At 56.3% G+C, this 20,100-nt stretch carries 18 protein-coding genes and 1 other annotated feature; of the genes, 15 read left to right on the forward strand and 3 right to left on the reverse strand.

The genetic code is table 11. The annotated features are described in order from the left end of the window. Positions 1-541 precede the first annotated feature (541 nt). From dnaA to gyrB, 4 genes are read left to right on the forward strand one after another with little or no spacing between them, the layout of a single operon-like run. Entirely contained in the window at positions 542-1,939 is a 1,398-nt protein-coding gene (dnaA, locus tag M8370_RS07385) for a chromosomal replication initiator protein DnaA (RefSeq protein ID WP_014830027.1), read from the forward strand. A 4-nt stretch (positions 1,940-1,943) separates the two neighbouring features. After that, complete coding sequence (gene dnaN, locus M8370_RS07390; protein WP_008500170.1) at positions 1,944-3,044, forward strand: DNA polymerase III subunit beta; 1,101 nt, start codon at positions 1,944-1,946, stop codon at positions 3,042-3,044. Beyond that, positions 3,044-4,117 (forward strand): DNA replication/repair protein RecF, encoded by a 1,074-nt coding sequence (gene recF, locus M8370_RS07395; RefSeq protein WP_250020710.1) that lies wholly within the window; start codon positions 3,044-3,046, stop codon positions 4,115-4,117. Before dnaN ends, recF begins: the two co-directional genes overlap by 1 nt. Positions 4,118-4,145: 28 nt before the next feature. Further along, positions 4,146-6,557, forward strand: a complete 2,412-nt coding sequence (gyrB, locus tag M8370_RS07400; protein ID WP_013094780.1) for a DNA topoisomerase (ATP-hydrolyzing) subunit B — start codon at positions 4,146-4,148, stop codon at positions 6,555-6,557. 33 nt (positions 6,558-6,590) lie between these two features. On the opposite strand, the gene M8370_RS07405 is transcribed toward gyrB, so the two are convergent. Further along, the gene (locus tag M8370_RS07405; protein ID WP_250020711.1) at positions 6,591-7,526 is read right to left on the reverse strand and encodes a LysR family transcriptional regulator; all 936 of its coding nucleotides are present in this window, start codon (positions 7,524-7,526) and stop codon (positions 6,591-6,593) included. 110 nt (positions 7,527-7,636) lie between these two features. On the opposite strand from M8370_RS07405, the gene M8370_RS07410 reads away from it, so the two are divergent. The 8 genes from M8370_RS07410 (at position 7,637) to M8370_RS07445 (ending at position 15,860) form a co-directional block, all read left to right on the forward strand. Further along, positions 7,637-8,662, forward strand: a complete 1,026-nt coding sequence (locus M8370_RS07410) for a zinc-dependent alcohol dehydrogenase family protein (RefSeq protein ID WP_129327733.1) — start codon at positions 7,637-7,639, stop codon at positions 8,660-8,662. Positions 8,663-8,776: 114 nt separating this feature from the next. Further along, on the forward strand, positions 8,777-9,589 hold the full coding sequence (gene yidA / locus M8370_RS07415) for a sugar-phosphatase (protein WP_020685441.1): 813 nt from the start codon (positions 8,777-8,779) through the stop codon (positions 9,587-9,589). A gap of 226 nt (positions 9,590-9,815) precedes the next feature. After that, positions 9,816-10,505 (forward strand): D-galactonate utilization transcriptional regulator DgoR, encoded by a 690-nt coding sequence (dgoR, locus tag M8370_RS07420; protein WP_003861109.1) that lies wholly within the window; start codon positions 9,816-9,818, stop codon positions 10,503-10,505. Continuing rightward, the gene (locus M8370_RS07425; protein WP_250020712.1) at positions 10,502-11,380 is read left to right on the forward strand and encodes a 2-dehydro-3-deoxygalactonokinase; all 879 of its coding nucleotides are present in this window, start codon (positions 10,502-10,504) and stop codon (positions 11,378-11,380) included. The genes dgoR and M8370_RS07425 overlap by 4 nt, the downstream gene beginning before the upstream one ends. After that, positions 11,364-11,981 carry a 2-dehydro-3-deoxy-6-phosphogalactonate aldolase gene (locus M8370_RS07430; RefSeq protein WP_020685439.1) on the forward strand — a complete coding sequence of 206 codons (618 nt, stop codon included), beginning with the start codon at positions 11,364-11,366 and terminating at the stop codon, positions 11,979-11,981. The genes M8370_RS07425 and M8370_RS07430 overlap by 17 nt, the downstream gene beginning before the upstream one ends. Further along, positions 11,978-13,126 (forward strand): galactonate dehydratase, encoded by a 1,149-nt coding sequence (gene dgoD, locus M8370_RS07435; protein WP_013094786.1) that lies wholly within the window; start codon positions 11,978-11,980, stop codon positions 13,124-13,126. Before M8370_RS07430 ends, dgoD begins: the two co-directional genes overlap by 4 nt. A 116-nt stretch (positions 13,127-13,242) precedes the next feature. Beyond that, a complete protein-coding gene (locus M8370_RS07440; protein ID WP_161496901.1) occupies positions 13,243-14,580 on the forward strand; it encodes an MFS transporter in 1,338 nt (445 codons plus the stop codon). Between the two features lie 50 nt (positions 14,581-14,630). Continuing rightward, positions 14,631-15,860: a YidR family protein gene (locus M8370_RS07445; RefSeq protein WP_129253041.1), complete on the forward strand. Its 1,230-nt coding sequence runs from the start codon at positions 14,631-14,633 to the stop codon at positions 15,858-15,860. Here the strand turns inward: M8370_RS07445 and M8370_RS07450 are convergent. Next, entirely contained in the window at positions 15,857-16,189 is a 333-nt protein-coding gene (locus M8370_RS07450; protein WP_029883588.1) for a YceK/YidQ family lipoprotein, read from the reverse strand. The genes M8370_RS07445 and M8370_RS07450 overlap by 4 nt on opposite strands. 248 nt (positions 16,190-16,437) lie before the next feature. After that, positions 16,438-16,510 (forward strand) — a sequence feature (ROSE (Repression Of Heat Shock gene Expression) occurs in the 5'-region of heat shock genes and acts as an RNA thermometer to modulate expression.). On the opposite strand from M8370_RS07450, the gene ibpA reads away from it, so the two are divergent. The 3 genes from ibpA to M8370_RS07465 all read left to right on the forward strand — a co-directional run bounded on the left by ibpA (position 16,504) and on the right by M8370_RS07465 (position 19,306). Further along, entirely contained in the window at positions 16,504-16,914 is a 411-nt protein-coding gene (gene ibpA / locus M8370_RS07455; protein ID WP_006177605.1) for a small heat shock chaperone IbpA, read from the forward strand. (Overlaps the previous feature by 7 nt.) A gap of 136 nt (positions 16,915-17,050) precedes the next feature. After that, on the forward strand, positions 17,051-17,479 hold the full coding sequence (ibpB, locus tag M8370_RS07460) for a small heat shock chaperone IbpB (protein WP_246932849.1): 429 nt from the start codon (positions 17,051-17,053) through the stop codon (positions 17,477-17,479). A 165-nt stretch (positions 17,480-17,644) separates the two neighbouring features. Further along, positions 17,645-19,306 carry a putative transporter gene (locus M8370_RS07465; protein ID WP_250020713.1) on the forward strand — a complete coding sequence of 554 codons (1,662 nt, stop codon included), beginning with the start codon at positions 17,645-17,647 and terminating at the stop codon, positions 19,304-19,306. Here the strand turns inward: M8370_RS07465 and M8370_RS07470 are convergent. Next, entirely contained in the window at positions 19,274-20,020 is a 747-nt protein-coding gene (locus M8370_RS07470; protein WP_013094792.1) for a GntR family transcriptional regulator, read from the reverse strand. The two genes, M8370_RS07465 and M8370_RS07470, sit on opposite strands and share 33 nt — an antisense overlap. Positions 20,021-20,100 lie beyond the last annotated feature (80 nt).

The following is a 20,100-nucleotide window of genomic DNA, read 5'->3' on the forward strand; positions in this document are numbered from 1 at the left end:
GCCGGATTGTAATAATTGTACACTCCGGAGTCAATTCTCTTTCCTTATTTCCCGCGTATTTCCGCACGATTTCGCGTGGAAAATGAGCAACGGACGACGCAGGAAGAAGAGCATCACGCGCCGGGTCGAGGATTATACGGTCTCATCAACAAAGCGCAAGGATCGTCCTGGATCTTCGTTAGATCATTTAAGCAAAAAATTGTCTGTTCTCATTAAATTTTCCAATATGCGGGCTAAATCGTGGGGCACTCCCGCCAGGATCGTTTACACTTACCCGGTTTCGGATCTTCCTGTGGATAAATCGGGAAGAATCTGTGAGAAACAGAAGATCTCTGGCTCAGTTTAGGCTATGATCCGCGGTCCCGATCGGGATCCAGCGATCCTGGCCGGGCATAAACACAATATCGTTCAGGTTGTTTCAACGATGGCGTGTATAACCGCAGATAGCGGTTCGCACATCCCCCTCATTGGGTCATGTCGATGTGCGCCAACAATCATGAATATTCAATAGTTTTCTTTTATTGTTCGAGTGGAGTCCGCCGTGTCACTTTCGCTTTGGCAGCAGTGTCTTGCCCGATTGCAGGATGAGTTACCAGCCACAGAATTCAGTATGTGGATCCGCCCGTTGCAGGCGGAACTGAGCGATAACACGCTGGCTTTGTATGCGCCAAACCGTTTTGTGCTCGATTGGGTAAGGGACAAGTACCTTAATAACATCAACGGACTGCTGAATGATTTCTGCGGGTCAGATGCCCCGCAGCTGCGCTTTGAAGTGGGCACAAAGCCGGTCACCCAGACGGTGCGCGAAACCGTAAACGTGGCAGCGCCTGCTCAGGCGGCACCCGCTCCGGCTCCTCGCGTTGCTCCTGCTGCACGTCCGGGTTGGGATAATGTGCCTGCCCCGGCAGAACCGACCTACCGCTCTAACGTTAACGTCAAACACACCTTCGATAACTTCGTGGAAGGTAAATCGAACCAGCTGGCACGCGCGGCGGCTCGCCAGGTGGCAGACAACCCCGGTGGAGCCTATAACCCGCTGTTCCTCTATGGCGGCACGGGTCTGGGTAAAACGCACCTTCTGCACGCGGTGGGTAACGGCATTATGGCGCGCAAGCCAAATGCGAAAGTGGTGTATATGCACTCCGAGCGCTTCGTTCAGGACATGGTAAAGGCCCTGCAAAACAATGCGATCGAAGAGTTTAAACGCTATTATCGTTCTGTTGATGCGCTGCTGATCGATGACATTCAGTTCTTTGCGAATAAAGAACGATCGCAGGAGGAGTTTTTCCACACCTTCAATGCGCTGCTGGAAGGTAACCAGCAGATCATTTTGACCTCGGATCGTTATCCAAAAGAGATCAACGGTGTGGAAGATCGTCTGAAATCCCGCTTCGGCTGGGGCCTGACCGTGGCGATCGAGCCGCCGGAACTGGAAACCCGCGTCGCGATCCTGATGAAAAAAGCCGATGAGAACGACATTCGCCTGCCGGGTGAAGTGGCGTTCTTTATTGCCAAGCGTCTGCGTTCCAACGTTCGTGAGCTGGAAGGGGCGCTGAACCGCGTCATCGCCAATGCCAACTTTACCGGCCGCGCGATCACCATCGATTTTGTGCGTGAAGCGCTGCGCGATCTGCTGGCACTGCAGGAAAAACTGGTCACTATCGACAACATTCAGAAGACGGTGGCCGAGTACTACAAAATCAAAGTGGCAGATTTACTGTCTAAACGTCGTTCCCGCTCGGTGGCGCGCCCGCGTCAGATGGCGATGGCGCTGGCAAAGGAGTTAACCAACCACAGTCTGCCGGAGATCGGCGATGCGTTTGGTGGCCGTGACCATACGACCGTGCTGCACGCTTGTCGCAAGATTGAGCAGTTACGCGAAGAAAGCCACGACATAAAAGAAGATTTTTCCAATTTAATCAGAACATTATCATCGTGACGCTATGAAATTTACCGTTGAACGTGAACATTTATTAAAACCGCTGCAACAGGTGAGTGGCCCATTAGGTGGCCGCCCAACGCTGCCTATTCTCGGAAACCTGCTGCTTCAGGTCGCGGACGGTACGCTGTCGCTGACCGGCACAGACCTGGAAATGGAAATGATCGCGCGCGTTACGCTGACTCAGCCGCATGACGCAGGCGCGACCACGGTTCCGGCACGTAAATTCTTTGATATCTGCCGCGGGCTGCCGGAAGGCGCAGAGATCGCGGTGCAGCTGGAAGGCGACCGCATGCTGGTGCGCTCTGGCCGCAGCCGTTTCTCCCTCTCCACGCTGCCTGCTGCGGACTTCCCGAACCTGGACGACTGGCAAAGTGAAGTCGAATTCACCCTGCCGCAGGCGACGATGAAGCGTCTGATTGAAGCCACGCAGTTCTCTATGGCGCACCAGGACGTTCGTTACTATTTAAACGGCATGCTGTTCGAAACCGAAGGGGAAGAGCTGCGTACCGTGGCCACCGACGGCCACCGTCTGGCGGTCTGTTCCATGCCAATTGGCGACTCACTACCTAACCATTCGGTGATCGTGCCGCGTAAAGGCGTAATTGAGCTGATGCGTATGCTCGACGGTGGCGACACGCCGCTGCGCGTGCAGATCGGCAGCAACAACATCCGCGCTCACGTGGGCGATTTCGTCTTCACATCCAAGCTGGTTGACGGTCGTTTCCCGGATTATCGCCGCGTATTACCGAAGAACCCGGACAAAACGCTGGAAGCGGGTTGCGATAGCCTCAAGCAGGCATTTGCCCGTGCGGCCATTCTCTCGAACGAGAAATTCCGCGGCGTGCGCCTGTACGTAAGTGAAAACCAGATCAAAATCACCGCCAACAACCCGGAGCAGGAAGAAGCAGAAGAGATTCTGGACGTCACCTACGCCGGGGCGGAGATGGAAATCGGGTTTAACGTCAGCTACGTGCTGGACGTGCTGAATGCACTGAAATGCGAGAACGTTCGCATTCTGCTGACTGACTCCGTATCGAGCGTACAGATTGAAGATGCCGCATCACAGTCGGCTGCGTATGTTGTTATGCCAATGAGACTGTAATGTCGCTCACCCGTCTGTTGATCCGCGACTTTCGCAATATCGAAAGCGCGGATCTCGCTTTATCCCCTGGCTTTAACTTCCTGGTTGGCGCGAACGGCAGCGGCAAAACCAGCGTGCTTGAAGCCATCTATACGCTCGGCCATGGCCGGGCGTTTCGCAGTTTGCAGATTGGTCGCGTGATTCGCCACGAACAGGAATCCTTTGTCCTGCACGGGCGTTTGCAGAGTGAGGAGCGGGAAACCGCCATTGGCCTGACCAAAGACAAGCAGGGCGACAGCAAGGTGCGCATCGACGGTACCGACGGCCACAAAGTGGCGGAGCTGGCGCTGCTGATGCCGATGCAGCTGATCACGCCGGAGGGGTTTACTTTACTCAACGGCGGCCCCAAATACAGAAGAGCGTTCCTCGACTGGGGATGCTTTCACAACGAAGCCGGTTTCTTTAACGCCTGGAGCAACCTGAAGCGTCTGCTTAAGCAGCGTAACGCCGCATTGCGCCAGGTCACGCGCTACGCCCAGCTGCGCCCGTGGGACATGGAATTAATTCCTCTTGCGGAACAAATCAGCCGCTGGCGTGCCGAATACAGCGCAGGCATCGCCGAAGATATGGCCGACACCTGCAAACAGTTTTTACCTGAATTTTCTCTCACCTTCTCCTTCCAGCGCGGCTGGGAAAAAGAGACGGATTATGCCGAGGTGCTGGAGAGAAACTTCGAGCGCGACCGTATGTTGACCTACACCGCGCACGGCCCGCACAAGGCAGATTTCCGCATTCGTGCTGACGGTGCGCCGGTAGAAGACACCTTGTCGCGCGGGCAGCTCAAGCTCCTGATGTGCGCGCTGCGCCTGGCTCAGGGGGAGTTCCTCACCCGCGAAAGCGGGCGACGCTGCCTGTACCTGATAGATGATTTTGCCTCGGAACTTGACGACGCGCGGCGCGGGCTGCTTGCCAGCCGCCTGAAAGCCACGCAGTCGCAGGTTTTCGTCAGCGCCATTAGCGCTGAACACGTTATGGACATGTCGGACGAAAATTCGAAGATGTTTACCGTGGAAAAGGGTAAAATAACGGATTAACCCAAGTTGAAATGAGCGAGAAACGTTGATGTCGAATTCTTATGACTCCTCCAGTATCAAAGTCCTGAAAGGGCTGGATGCGGTGCGTAAGCGCCCGGGTATGTATATCGGCGATACGGATGACGGCACCGGTCTGCACCACATGGTATTCGAGGTGGTAGATAACGCTATCGACGAAGCGCTCGCGGGTCACTGTAAAGACATTATCGTCACCATCCACGCCGATAACTCTGTTTCCGTACAGGATGACGGCCGTGGTATCCCGACCGGTATCCATCCGGAAGAGGGCGTGTCTGCTGCAGAAGTGATCATGACCGTTCTGCACGCAGGCGGTAAATTTGACGATAACTCCTATAAAGTCTCCGGCGGCCTGCACGGCGTAGGTGTTTCCGTGGTAAACGCCCTGTCGCAGAAACTGGAACTGGTTATCCAGCGCGAAGGCAAAATTCACCGCCAGATCTATCAGCACGGTGTGCCTGAAGCGCCGCTGGCCGTGACCGGCGATACCGAAAAAACCGGTACCATGGTGCGTTTCTGGCCGAGCCTCGAAACCTTCACCAACGTCACCGAGTTCGAGTACGACATCCTGGCAAAACGCCTGCGTGAACTGTCGTTCCTGAACTCCGGTGTCTCAATTCGTCTGCGTGACAAACGCGACAACAAAGAAGACCACTTCCACTATGAAGGTGGTATCAAAGCGTTCGTTGAATACCTGAACAAGAACAAAACGCCAATTCACCCAAATATCTTCTATTTCTCTACGGAAAAAGACGGTATCGGCGTGGAAGTGGCTCTGCAGTGGAACGACGGTTTCCAGGAAAACATCTACTGCTTCACCAACAACATTCCACAGCGTGACGGTGGTACGCACCTTGCGGGCTTCCGTGCGGCGATGACCCGTACCCTGAACGCCTACATGGACAAAGAAGGCTACAGCAAAAAAGCGAAAGTCAGCGCCACCGGTGATGACGCCCGTGAAGGCCTGATTGCTGTTGTCTCCGTGAAAGTGCCGGATCCGAAGTTCTCCTCACAGACCAAAGACAAGCTGGTCTCCTCTGAGGTGAAATCGGCGGTTGAACAGCAGATGAACGAACTGCTGAGCGACTACCTGCAGGAAAACCCGAACGACGCGAAAATTGTTGTCGGTAAAATTATCGATGCGGCGCGTGCCCGTGAAGCGGCGCGTAAAGCCCGTGAAATGACCCGCCGTAAAGGCGCGCTGGACTTAGCGGGTCTGCCGGGCAAACTGGCTGACTGTCAGGAACGCGACCCGGCGCTGTCCGAACTGTACCTTGTGGAAGGGGACTCCGCGGGCGGTTCTGCGAAGCAGGGCCGTAACCGTAAGAACCAGGCCATCCTGCCGTTGAAAGGTAAAATCCTCAACGTTGAGAAAGCGCGTTTCGACAAAATGCTCTCTTCTCAGGAAGTGGCGACGCTGATCACCGCGCTGGGCTGCGGCATTGGTCGTGACGAATACAACCCGGACAAGCTGCGCTATCACAGCATCATCATTATGACCGATGCGGACGTCGACGGCTCGCACATCCGTACGCTGCTGTTGACCTTCTTCTACCGTCAGATGCCGGAAATCGTTGAACGCGGCCACGTCTACATTGCACAGCCGCCGCTGTACAAAGTGAAGAAAGGCAAACAGGAACAGTACATTAAAGATGACGACGCGATGGATCAGTACCAAATCGCGATCGCACTTGATGGTGCGACCCTGCATGCGAACTCCAGCGCTCCGGCACTGGCAGGTGAGCCGCTGGAGCGTCTGGTGTCTGAGTTCAACGCCACGCAGAAAATGATTGGTCGTATGGAGCGTCGCTATCCAAAAGCGCTGCTGAAGGAGCTGATCTATCAGCCAACCCTGACTGAAGCCGATCTGAGCAACGAGCAGGCGGTGACCCGCTGGGTGAACGCGCTGGTGAGCGAGCTGAACGAGAAAGAGCAGCACGGTAGCCAGTGGAAGTTCGACGTTCAGCAGAACGCGGCGCAGCAGTTTGAGCCGATTATTCGCGTGCGTACCCACGGCGTCGATACCGATTACCCGCTGGAGCACGAGTTTGTGACCGGCCCGGAATACCGTCGTATCTGCACTCTTGGCGAGAAGCTGCGTGGTCTGATTGAAGACGATGCGTTCATCGAACGTGGCGAACGTCGTCAGCCGGTGGCCAGCTTCGAACAGGCGCTGGAATGGCTGGTGAAAGAGTCCCGTCGCGGCCTCTCTATCCAGCGTTACAAAGGTCTGGGCGAAATGAACCCGGATCAGCTGTGGGAAACCACCATGGATCCGGAAAGCCGTCGCATGCTGCGCGTTACCGTTAAAGACGCGATTGCTGCCGACCAGTTGTTCACGACCCTGATGGGCGATGCGGTTGAACCTCGTCGTGCCTTCATCGAAGAGAACGCACTGAAAGCGGCGAATATCGATATTTAATCGTTGTTATACAGCACGACTCAGGCCGCGCATTTAGCGCGGCTTTTTTTTTGGCTCAGGCATATCCAGCGACAGCACTGACGGTAAACGGCTGGCAAGCGTATCGATGGCAATTCTGACTCTGAGTGGCAGATGCGGCGTCTGTTGCCAGACTGCATGAACGTCGAAGCGTACGTCCGGCGCCTGCTTTAAAAGCGGGATGAGTTTCCCCTGCTGTATTTCTCTGCGGGCCATCCAGCAGGGCAACCATGCAATGCCGTATCCTGCCAGCGCTGCGTCGCAAATCGCCTGTAAATCATCCATATTGAGGGATGAGCGGGGAGTAAAGGTGTGCGATCTCCCTTCGTTATCCATTAGCTGCCAGGGTAACACTCTGCCTGCCCGCAGATAGTTAATGGCAGTATGGTGGGGTAAATCAGCAACGGTGTCTGGCTGACCGCTTTTTTGCAGATATTCTGGCGCAGCACAGAGCACCATGCGGTGTTCTCCCAGCCTTCTGGCGACCAGAACGCTACTGTCCTGCAACGTGCCGTTGCGCACCGCCATATCAAACCCTTCCTCTACGAGATCCACCACGCGGTCGCTGAATGACATTTCCAGTTCAAGACCGGGATGTTCCTGCGCCAGTTCTATCAGCAGTGGCGCGACGCACTGGCGACCAAACAGCACCGGCATGGCCACACGCAGGCGGCCGCTGACCTGCTGCTTCCCCGTTTCCAGCAGCGACTCCGCGCCCCTAATCTCCTCCAGCGCGCGCAGGCAGCGATCGTAAAAAAGCGCCCCGTTATCGGTCAGGCTTTGGCTGCGGGTGGTGCGGTGAAACAGACGGACTCCCAGCCGCTCTTCCAGGCGAGCGATGCTTTTCCCCACCGCGGAGCGCGACAAATGCAGGCGGATCGCGGCCTGCGCAAAACTGCCCGCCTCCACGGCGGCCACGAAAACGGGAATATCCTTCAGCGTACTGGTCATGGATTGTTTCCATTATGGCGTCAATAGTGGGAAAAGTTATCGCCACTGGCAACAAGGAGTCAACGGTAGACTGTCGATACTGAAGCTTATTTAACGGCAGGAGAAAAACGATGGCAGAGACAATGCAACGCTGGTCAATGAACGCTCTCGGACGGGAGAATCTTAAACTCACCCAGGAACCTGTTCCGAAGCCAGGTCCAGGCGAAGTGCGCGTGCGGGTGAATGCCGTTGCGCTCAACTATCGCGATAAAATGGTGATTGAAGGCATGATGCCGATCCCGCTTTCCTTCCCGTTCACACCGGCGTCTGACATGGCCGGCGTGGTGGACAGCATCGGTGAAGGCGTGACGCGTTTTCAACCCGGCGCTCGCGTCATCTCGACGTTCTTCCCGGAGTGGATCGATGGCAGGCCGCAGGCGGATGCCCGTCATTTGCCCTATAAAACGAGCGGAGGGTACTTCCCGGGGATGCTGGCTGAGTACGCGATCGTGAATGAAAACGGGCTGGTGGCCGCTCCGGAAACCCTGGATGACGTTGAGGCCAGCACATTACCTTGTGCAGGGCTAACCGCCTGGTTTGCGCTGGTGGAGCGCGGGAACTTGCGAGCCGGACAATCGGTGCTGGTACAAGGCACCGGCGGGGTGGCGATTTTCGCACTGCAAATTGCAAAAGCACTCGGTGCAGAGGTTTACGTGACCTCGGGGAGTGATGAAAAGCTGGCGCGGGCTAAAAAACTGGGAGCCGATCGGGGTATCAACCGGCTGAAAGGCGACTGGGCTGAAGCGCTTTTAACGCTGACTCAGGATCGCGGCATTGACCACATAATTGAAACCGTGGGGGGAGAAAACCTGCAGCACTCCCTGCGTGCCGTCGCCGTTCATGGACGCATCTCGGTGATTGGCGTGCTGGCCGGGAGCGAGATTACGCTATCAGCGGGTGAGTTGTTGCTGAAATCCCCGGTTATTCAGGGGATTGGTGTCGGGCATCGCCGTGCACTGGAAGAGTTTGTCCGCGCCGTGGAAGTGACAGGGCTGAAACCGGTCATTGAGCAGCGCTACCGTTTTGACCAGCTGGAGCAGGCGCTGGAACACCTCGATCGCGGCGCGTTTGGTAAAATCGTCCTCACCCGCGAGTGAGCCAACGTTCCCCGGGATTGCGGAAAAAGGGGTTTTCGGTTGCGCAATGTAGCTCTATTTTTGTGTGCTTAATCGCGTTAGCATGAGGTAGCACTCATTTATCCCGGGGACCTCATGGCTATCAAACTCATTGCAATCGATATGGACGGCACGCTGCTTCTGCCAGACCACACTATCTCTCCAGCCGTTAAAAACGCAATCGCCGCGGCGCGCGCAAAGGGCGTGAATGTGGTACTGACCACCGGGCGTCCGTATGCGGGCGTGCACAGCTACCTCAAAGAGCTACACATGAATCAGCCGGGCGATTACTGCATCACCTATAACGGCGCGCTGGTGCAGAAAGCGGCGGACGGCAGCACGGTTGCGCAAACCGCGCTGAATTATGATGACTATCTGTTCCTGGAAAAACTGTCCCGTGAAGTCGGGTCTCACTTCCACGCGCTCGATCGTACAACGCTCTACACCGCTAACCGCGACATCAGCTATTACACCGTGCACGAATCGTATGTCGCCACCATTCCGCTGGTGTTCTGTGAAGCAGAAAAAATGGATCCGAACACTCAGTTCCTGAAAGTAATGATGATCGATGAGCCAGAGATCCTCGATAAAGCCATTGCGCGCATCCCGGCGGAGGTCAAAGAGAAATACACTGTGCTGAAAAGCGCACCGTACTTCCTCGAAATCCTCGATAAACGCGTCAATAAGGGCACCGGCGTGAAGTCGCTTGCCGACGCGCTGGGCATTAAGCCTGAAGAGATCATGGCCCTGGGCGATCAGGAAAACGACATCGCAATGATTGAATACGCGGGTATGGGCGTGGCGATGGAAAACGCCATCCCGTCAGTGAAAGAAGTGGCGAACTTCGTCACCAAATCTAACCTGGAAGACGGCGTGGCTTACGCGATTGAGAAATTTGTCCTGTCTTAGCAGTCGCCCTTAATCATCAGCCTCGGTTATCAACCGGGGCTTTTTTTGGCCCTGAGTTTATTGAATTGTTCTTTTTGTGATCTTGATTGTAGTACAACATTAAATGATTGTACTACATTGTCATCACAGCAAAGGCGAAAGGCCTCACGTTTGTACTGCAAAAGTGAGGCGAAATTCAGCGGTCGCGGTAAAGTAGTGATGGACTTACAGAGCACAAGGACTCTCCATGACTCTCAATAAAACCGATCGCATTGTCATCACGCTGGGTACACAGATTGTGGGTGGCAAATATGTTCCCGGCTCGCCGCTGCCGGCAGAGGCAGAACTGTGTGAGGAGTTTGAAACCTCCCGCAACATCATCCGGGAAGTGTTCCGCTCGCTGATGGCGAAGCGGCTGATTGAAATGAAACGCTATCGCGGCGCGTTTGTTGCCCCGCGTAACCAGTGGAACTACCTCGATACCGATGTTCTGCAGTGGGTACTGGAAAACGATTACGACCCGCGGCTGATTGGCGCCATGAGCGAGGTACGAAACCTGGTAGAACCGGCTATCGCCCGCTGGGCGGCAGAGCGCGCCACCTCAGGTGACCTGGCGCAGATTGAGTCGGCGCTGAACGACATGATCGCCAATAACCAGAACCGTGAGGCATTTAACGAGGCGGATATTCGCTACCACGAGGCGGTACTGCAGTCGGTGCATAACCCGGTGTTACAGCAGCTTAGCGTGGCGATCAGCTCGCTACAGCGAGCAGTATTTGAACGTACCTGGATGGGTGATGAGGCCAATATGCCAAAAACGCTCCAGGAACATAAAGCGCTGTTCGATGCGATACGGCATCAGGACGGCGATGCGGCAGAGCAGGCGGCGCTCACCATGATTGCCAGCTCAACACGAAGGCTGAAGGAAATCACATGACATCACGCTACATCGCAATTGACTGGGGATCGACCAATCTGCGCGCCTGGCTGTACCAGGGCGAGCAGTGCCTGGAGAGAAGGCAATCAGAAGCAGGCGTGACGCGTCTGAACGGAAAATCCCCCGAGGCGGTGTTAGCAGAGGTGACACAAAACTGGCGCGACAGCGCCACGCCCGTGGTGATGGCGGGGATGGTGGGCAGCAACGTGGGCTGGAAAATCGCGCCTTATCTGCCTGTTCCTGTCTCTTTCTCCGCCATTGGCAAGCAGTTAACGTCCGTTGGCGACAATATCTGGATTGTTCCCGGTTTGTGCGTCTCGCGCGACGATAACCATAACGTGATGCGCGGTGAAGAGACACAGCTGCTCGGTGCGCGCACGCTTTCTCCTTCTTCTGTCTACGTCATGCCCGGCACGCACTGCAAGTGGGTCCAGGCAGATGCACAGCATATCCACGATTTTCGCACCGTAATGACCGGCGAATTGCACCATTTGCTGCTTAATCATTCGCTGTTGGGGGCCGGTTTGCCGGAGCAGGTTCCGTCGCCGGAGGCGTTTGCTGCTGGCCTTGCTCGTGGGATCGCTTCTCCTGATGTTTTGCCGCAACTTTTTGAGGTTCGCGCCTCGCACGTGCTGGGAAATCTCCCGCGCGAGCAGGTCAGCGAGTTTCTTTCTGGCCTGCTGATTGGCGCAGAAGTCGCCAGCATGCGTGAGTTCGTCGGGCGCGAGCAGGCTGTCACGATTGTCGCTGGTGCAGCGCTGACGTCGCGCTACGAGCAGGCGTTTCGCGCGATTGGCCGTGAAGTATCAATGGTACCCGGCGACACGGCATTTCAGGCAGGAATAAGGAGCATCGCTCATGCAGTGGCAAACTAGTCTTCCCCTTATCGCAATCTTGCGCGGCATTACCCCCGACGAGGCGCTAGCGCACGTCGGTGCCGTGATCGACGCTGGATTCGACGCGGTGGAAATCCCGCTCAACTCCCCCGAATGGGAAAAAAGCATTCCGACAGTGGTGGAGGCCTTTGGTGATAAAGCGCTGATTGGCGCAGGAACCGTCTTGCAGCCGGAGCAGGTGGAGAGGCTGGCAAAGATGGGCTGCAAGCTCATCGTCACCCCCAACATCAACCCCGAGGTGATCCGCCGCGCGGTGAGCTATGGAATGACCGTGTGTCCAGGATGCGCGACGGCAACCGAAGCCTTTACCGCCCTCGATGCGGGTGCGCAGTCGCTCAAAATTTTCCCCTCTTCAGCCTTTGGTCCTGACTATATCAAAGCACTGAAAGCGGTCTTGCCCGCCAGCGTGCCGGTCTTTGCCGTGGGCGGCGTGACGCCAGAAAACCTGGCGCAGTGGATTAACGCCGGTTGTGTGGGCGCGGGGCTGGGCAGCGATCTCTATCGCGCCGGACAGTCCGTTGAACGTACCGCGCAGCAGGCGGCAGCATTTGTGAAAGCGTATCGAGAGGCAGTGCAATGAAAATAACCAAACTCACCACGTACCGTTTACCCCCGCGCTGGATGTTCCTGAAAATTGAAACCGATGAAGGCGTGGTTGGCTGGGGCGAACCGGTGATAGAAGGGCGCGCGCGCACCGTGGAGGCCGCGGTGCATGAGCTGGGGGAATACCTGATTGGACAGGATCCGGCACGCATTAACGACCTGTGGCAGGTGATGTACCGGGCGGGCTTTTATCGCGGTGGCCCAATCCTGATGAGCGCCATCGCCGGTATTGACCAGGCGCTGTGGGATATCAAAGGCAAAGTGCTGAATGCCCCGGTCTGGCAGCTGATGGGCGGCCTGGTACGCGACAAAATCAAAGCCTACAGCTGGGTGGGTGGCGACCGCCCTGCGGAAGTGATCGACGGCATTACGCAGCTGCGCAATATCGGCTTCGATACTTTTAAGCTTAACGGCTGTGAAGAGATGGGTGTGATAGACAACTCGCGCGCGGTGGACCGGGCGGTGAATACCGTGGCGCAAATCCGTGAAGCTTTCGGTAACGAGATTGAGTTTGGTCTGGACTTCCACGGACGCGTCAGTGCGCCAATGGCCAAAGTGCTGATTAAAGAGCTGGAGCCCTATCGTCCGCTGTTTATTGAAGAGCCCGTCCTGGCCGAGCAGGCGGAGTACTATCCGAAACTGGCTGAACAGACCCATATTCCTATCGCCGCAGGTGAGCGTATGTTCTCGCGCTTCGAGTTCAAACGTGTGCTGGAGGCGGGCGGTATTGCGATCCTGCAACCGGATCTCTCCCATGCGGGCGGTATCACCGAATGCTACAAAATTGCCGGGATGGCAGAAGCCTACGATGTGGCGCTGGCACCGCACTGTCCGCTGGGGCCCGTCGCGCTGGCGGCCTGCCTGCACGTGGATTTTGTCTCCCGCAATGCCGTCTTCCAGGAACAGAGCATGGGCATTCACTATAACAAGGGCGCGGAATTGCTCGACTTTGTGAAAAACAAAGAAGACTTCAGCATGGAAGGCGGTTTCTTCAAACCATTAATGAAGCCGGGCCTTGGCGTAGACATTGACGAAGCCAAAGTCATTGAGCTCAGTAAAAATGCGCCGGACTGGCGTAACCCGCTGTGGCGTCATGAAGATGGCTCCGTAGCCGAGTGGTAAATCGCCGGATGGCGCTACGCTTATCCGGCCTACTCTCTCGTAGGCCCGGTAAGCGAAGCGCCACCGGGCAATAAAAACGTACATACAAAAATATAACCCTCTGTAAATTACAGGGCATGGTGAGCGGCTTCGCTATGCCCAAAATCTGGAGACAGATTGCGATGGATATTCCAGTTACTGCTACAAAGACCGGGCGTCGCCGCTACCTGACGCTAATCATGATCTTTATTACCGTGGTCATTTGCTATGTTGACCGCGCCAACCTTGCCGTGGCCTCGGCCCATATTCAGGAAGAGTTTGGGATCACCAAGGCGGAAATGGGCTACGTCTTCTCGGCGTTTGCCTGGCTCTATACGCTCTGCCAGATCCCCGGCGGCTGGTTCCTCGACCGCGTGGGGTCGCGTCTGACCTACTTCATCGCCATTTTAGGCTGGTCCGTGGCGACCCTGTTCCAGGGCTTCGCGACCGGGCTGATGTCACTGATTGGCCTGCGTGCTATCACCGGCGTTTTCGAGGCACCCGCGTTCCCCACCAACAACCGTATGGTCACCAGTTGGTTCCCGGAGCATGAACGTGCCTCTGCGGTGGGCTTTTACACCTCCGGGCAGTTTGTCGGCCTGGCGTTCCTGACCCCGCTGTTAATCTGGATCCAGGAGCTGCTAAGCTGGCACTGGGTGTTTATCGTCACCGGTGGGATCGGCATTATCTGGTCCCTGATCTGGTTCAAGGTCTATCAACCGCCGCGTCTGACAAAAAATATCACCAAAGCGGAACTGGACTACATCCGCGACGGTGGCGGCCTGGTAGACGGCGATGCGCCAGTGAAAAAAGAGGCGCGTCAACCGCTGACCCGCGCGGACTGGAAGCTGGTCTTCCATCGTAAGCTGGTGGGGGTTTATCTCGGTCAGTTTGCGGTTACGTCGACGCTGTGGTTCTTCCTGACCTGGTTCCCGAATTACCTCACCCAGGAAAAGGGGATTACCGCGCTGAAAGCGGGCTTTATGACCACCGTACCGTTCCTTGCCGCATTCTTTGGCGTGCTGCTCTCGGGCTGGCTGGCGGATAAGCTGGTCAAAAAAGGCGTCTCATTAGGTGTTGCGCGTAAAACGCCGATTATCTGCGGGCTGCTGATCTCAACCTGTATCATGGGCGCCAACTACACCAACGATCCGGTGTGGATTATGACCCTGATGGCGCTCGCGTTCTTCGGCAACGGTTTTGCCTCTATCACCTGGTCGCTGGTGTCGTCTCTGGCGCCGATGCGTCTGATTGGCCTGACCGGTGGTGTGTTCAACTTCGTCGGTGGACTCGGCGGGATCACTGTGCCGCTGGTCATCGGCTACCTGGCGCAGGACTACGGCTTTGGCCCGGCCCTGGTCTACATCTCTGCCGTGGCGTTGATTGGCGCGCTCTCCTACATCCTGCTGGTCGGCGACGTGAAACGAGTAGGCTAATCCCTGCGGATGTTTTACCCTGATGCGATAACTGCGCATCAGGGTATCCCATGAAACAAATCACCTTTGCTTCCCGCAACCACCAGCTCACCAATACCAATACCTGGACACCGGACAGCCAGTGGCTGGTCTACGATGTGCGCCCGTCCGGGGCATCGTTCACCGGCGAAACCATAGAGCGGGTAAACGTCGGTACGGGCGAGGTTGAGGTGATTTATCGTGCCACGCACGGCGCGCATGTCGGGGTGGTGACCGTTCATCCTGCACAAGACAAATACGTCTTTATCCACGGCCCGAAAAACCCGGATGCAGACTGGCAATACGATTTTCACCATCGCCAGGGCGTGATTGTCCATAACGGCCAGGCGAGCAACCTCGATGCCATGGATATCACCGCGCCCTATACCGCAGGCGCACTCCGTGGCGGTAGCCATGTACACGTCTTTAGCCCGAACGGGCAGTTCGTCAGCTTCACCTATAACGACCATGTGTTGCATGAGCGCGATCCAAAGCTCGATTTACGTAACGTTGGCGTCGCCGCACCCTTTGGCCCGGTCATCCCGCAGGGCAACCATCCTCATGAATATCCGGGCACCTTCTGGAGCGTGCTGGTAAGCCGCACGACGCCGAACCCACAGCCGGGCAGCGATGAGATCAACCGCGCCTATGAAGAGGGCTGGGTGGGCAACGGCAGGCTGGCGTTTATTGGCGATACCCTGTCTGTGAAAGGCGAAAAAGTGCCTGAACTGTTTATTGTCGATCTGCCCAAAGACGAGCAGGGCTGGAAACAGGCAGGCGATGCGCCATTGCAGGGCACGCCAGAGACGATGCCAGCACCGCCTGCTGGCGTGCTGCAGCGCCGTCTGACCTTTACCCATCAAAAGGTGTATCCGGGGCTGGTGAACGTGCCGCGCCACTGGGTGCGCAGCAACCCGCAGGGTACGCAGATTGCTTTTCTGATGCGTGATGATAACGGCATTGTCCAGCTGTGGCTGGTCTCACCGGAGGGGGGCGAGCCGCGTCAGTTAACGCATACCGAAAGCGGTATCCAGTCGGCATTCAACTGGCATCCTTCGGGCGACAGTCTGGGATTTGTGCTGGAAAATCGTATCGCCTGCTGCGATGCGCAGACCGGAGAGGTCACGTTTTTGACGTCCGATCACGGCAATCCGCCGTCTGCCGATGCGGTCGTCTTTTCCCCGGACGGGCGCGCTATTGCATGGATGGAGGAGAAAGAGGGTTTCCGCCAGCTGTGGCTAACGGAAACCGTACAGGATTAGCGTCGCGGCATCTCGGCGGGCGGGATAACGGCGTTGGTTGCCAGATTTTGCTGCTCGCTTTTCTCAACGCGCGAGCGTACGGAGCTGTCCGTGCGGAACATATCCCAGGGCAGCAAAAGCGTATCGGCCACTGCCGTGAACGGCATATCGAGGATCACCAGGGATTTGGTGCCCCAGTTCGTGTCATCATCGGAGATCATCGCCGCGCTGGCGCGCGTCCCCGGATATGTTCCTTCTTTACCGCCGGTGTGAGACATCACGCTCGAACACCCGCAAAGTAAAACCACCCCGCTGAACGTCGTCAGCTTAATCAGAACATTTTTCATCATCACTCAGTCATCGTTAATGGCACTGCATAGACCTGCAACTCTGGGTTATAGCGAGCCTTGTTGAAAATGAATAGCCCAATAACCCCGCACTGTGGCAGCCATCGCAATTTAACCCTTTGTGCTGTTGTCCCAGTCTAAGCGAGAAGCTCAAAAGTGCAAAAAAAAGTGCGAACGTCGCGGTTGAAAACACCGTTTCCAGACCCATTTTAAGAATGTAACCCGATAACGAGCACGCCTGATGGGTGTTCGGGGGCGCAATGGCCTGTCCATGGTGGAAGGCTAAAATTTCTCGCTGATTTCAGGAGCTTTTATTTATGCGTAACTTCGATCTTTCCCCGCTATACCGTTCTGCAATTGGTTTTGACCGCCTGTTTAATCATTTAGAAAATAACCAAAGCCAGAGCAACGGCTACCCTCCATACAATGTTGAGCTGGTTGATGAAAACCACTACCGCATTGCCATTGCTGTCGCCGGTTTTGCAGAGAGCGAACTGGAGATCACCGCGCAGGACAACCTGCTGGTGGTGAAAGGTTCACATACGGCCGAGCAGAAAGAACGTACCTACCTTTACCAGGGCATCGCCGAGCGCAACTTTGAACGCAAGTTCCAGTTAGCGGAGAACATTCACGTTAAAGGCGCGAATCTGGTCAACGGTCTGCTGTTTATCGAGCTGGAACGTGTGATTCCGGAAGAGAAAAAACCGCGCCGTATCGAAATTAATTAATGCCGCGGGTCGCGTCAGCGGCCCACTCAGAATTGCTTGCCGAACCGGGAGCATATGCGAATCCACAAGGATTTGCAGGAACAACTGTGCACAAAAATAAACTGTGCCGAACTCGCTTCTCAGAAGGAGATTTAGTATGCGTAACTACGATTTATCCCCCCTGCTGCGTCAGTGGATTGGTTTTGACAAACTGGCTAACGCCCTGCAGAGCACCACTGAGCACCAGACGTTTCCGCCGTACAACATCGAAAAAAGCGACGATAACCACTATCGCATCACGCTGGCGCTGGCCGGGTTCCGCCAGGACGATCTGGATATCCAGCTCGAAGGCACGCGTCTGACCGTGAAAGGGACGCCGGAAAAACAAGAAACCGAGACCAAATGGCTGCATCAGGGTCTGGTGACTCAGCCGTTTAGCCTGAGCTTTACCCTGGCAGATCATATGGAAGTCTCCGGCGCGACCTTTACCAACGGGTTGCTGCATATTGACCTGGTCCGTAACGTGCCGGAAGCCATCGCGCCACAGCGTATCGCCATTAGCGAGCGGCCGGCGCTGAATAGCTAATGCTGTGCGGGCTGGTGCCCTCACCCCCAGCCCTCTCCCTGTGGGAGAGGGTGAAAAGTTAAAGCCCTGCCCCGGCAGGGCTTTTTTGTGCGCCATCACCCATACAACGCCCTTTACCTCTGAGAGAATCCTTAACATAACTAAGGTTATGCAAGGAAGTGGATCATGAGTGATATCGCGTTAACCGTCAGCGTGTTGGCCCTGGTCGCTGTTGTTGGATTATGGATTGGCAACATCAAAATCCGTGGCGTCGGGTTTGGGATCGGTGGGGTGCTGTTTGGCGGCATTTTTGTCGGACACTTTGCTGACAAACTCGGGCTGGTTCTCAGCGCCGATATGCTCCACTTTACGCAGGAGTTCGGCCTGATCCTCTTCGTCTATACCATAGGCATTCAGGTCGGGCCGGGCTTTTTCGCCTCATTGCGGGTTTCCGGATTACGCCTCAATCTGTTTGCCCTCGGCATCGTCGTAATGGGCGGGCTGGTCACCGCTATCCTGCATAAACTCTTCGCAATTCCGCTGCCCGTGGTGCTGGGCATTTTCTCCGGGGCCGTGACTAACACGCCCGCGCTGGGTGCGGGCCAGCAAATCCTGCGCGATTTAGGTATCGAACCCGGCATTGTCGACCAGATGGGGATGAGCTATGCGATGGCTTATCCGTTCGGGATTTGCGGCATTCTGCTCTCCATGTGGCTGGTTCGGGTGCTCTTTCGCATTAACGTCGACAAAGAGGCGAAGGACCACGAAACCACGCTTACCAACGGCCATATGCCGATCAAAACCATCAACATCCGCGTCGATAACCCCAATCTGAACAACATGGCGATTCAGGACGTGCCGATCCTGAACAGCGCCAATATTATCTGCTCGCGCCTGAAACGTGACGAAATGCTGATGGTGCCCGCGCCTGGCACCATTATCCGGCAAGGCGATCTGCTGCACCTTGTCGGGCAGCCCGGGGATTTAAACAACGCGCGGCTGGTGATTGGTCAGGAAGTGGATACCTCGCTCTCTACCCGCGGCACCGACATGCGCGTGGAGCGTGTGGTGGTAACTAACGAGCACGTTCTGGGCAAGAAAATACGCGATTTGCAGGTAAAAGAACGTTACGACGTGGTTATCTCTCGTCTCAATCGCGCCGGTGTTGAACTGGTCGCCAGCCCGGAAGCCAGCCTGCAGTTCGGCGATATTCTTAACCTGGTCGGGCGTCCGTCGTCCATTGACGCCGTGGCGGATATGGTCGGTAACGCTCAGCAAAAACTGCAGCAGGTCCAAATGCTGCCGGTGTTTATCGGTATCGGGCTGGGCGTGCTGCTTGGCTCCATTCCGCTGTATATACCGGGGTTCCCGGTGGCCCTCAAGCTGGGTCTGGCGGGCGGGCCGCTGATTATGGCGCTGATCCTCGGGCGAATCGGCTGTGTCGGTAAGCTCTACTGGTTTATGCCGCCGAGCGCCAACCTGGCGCTGCGCGAGCTGGGCATTGTGCTGTTTCTGGCGGTCGTCGGGCTAAAATCCGGTGGCGATTTTGTCGATACCCTGGTCAGGGGGGAAGGGATGAGTTGGGTCGGCTATGGCATCTTCATCACCGCGATCCCGCTGCTGACGGTCGGCATACTGGCGCGAATGTTCTCTAAAATGAACTATCTGACGCTGTGCGGCATGCTGGCGGGGTCGATGACGGATCCACCGGCGCTGGCCTTTGCCAATAGCCTGCACGCCACCAGCGGCGCGGCGGCGCTGTCGTACGCTACGGTCTATCCGCTGGTCATGTTCCTGCGCATCATCACCCCGCAGCTACTGGCGGTGCTGTTCTGGGGGATGAGTTAGCAGGTCGTCCGGGTGGATGCGCCGCAGATGGTAGTCCACCTGGTAATCACTGGTATTTCGGAACATCACGGAATAGTTAAGGAACTCGCCGCTGTCGCTGTAGGAGAGAGAGGTAATGCGCAGCAGCGGCGTTTGCTCCGGCAGGTTCATGTAACCAGCGAGTTGTTTATCGGCCAGTACCGGCGTCAGGCTCTCGTAATTGCCGCTGATTGTAATTCCGCACTCCTTCTCGATGTAATCAAACTTTGACCCTTCCAGATGCGCCAGCGAGAGGTTGCGAAACAGCTTCACGGGCATAAAGCTGTCCTCCAGCATCAGCGGTTTTCCGTCCACGTAGCGCACCCGGCGGGAAAAGTAGATCCGCTCATCCACCTGGATCCGCAGCTGGCTGGCGATGGCGGGCGGGGCGGGCATCACTTCAAACTGCAACACCTTGCTCTGTACCTCTTTGCCCTGCTGACGCAGTACCTCCACCAGCCCGGTGAGGTTGGTGGTTTCATGGTGCACATCTTTGCGTGCTACAAACGTCCCGCTGCCGTGCCGCCGCTCAACCAGCCCCCAGCTCACCAGCAGATCCAGCGCCTTGCGAATGGTCATGCGCGCCACGCCAAACTCCTGCGCCAGCGCTTTCTCACCCGGAATGGGGCTGCCGATGTTGTAGTCCGATGAATTCAGCCGTAGCCGTAATCGGTCGGCAATGGATTTGTAGATCACCAGTAGACCTCTCTGCCCGTATCAGGGCGTGGATTGCATCCTGACATGTCCATATTTACAGCGAAAAGTAGACCTGATTG

Origin of the sequence: Enterobacter cloacae complex sp. OE43NF (assembly GCF_023544405.1) — a bacterium.
In the GTDB taxonomy this organism is placed as follows: domain Bacteria; phylum Pseudomonadota; class Gammaproteobacteria; order Enterobacterales; family Enterobacteriaceae; genus Enterobacter; species Enterobacter cloacae.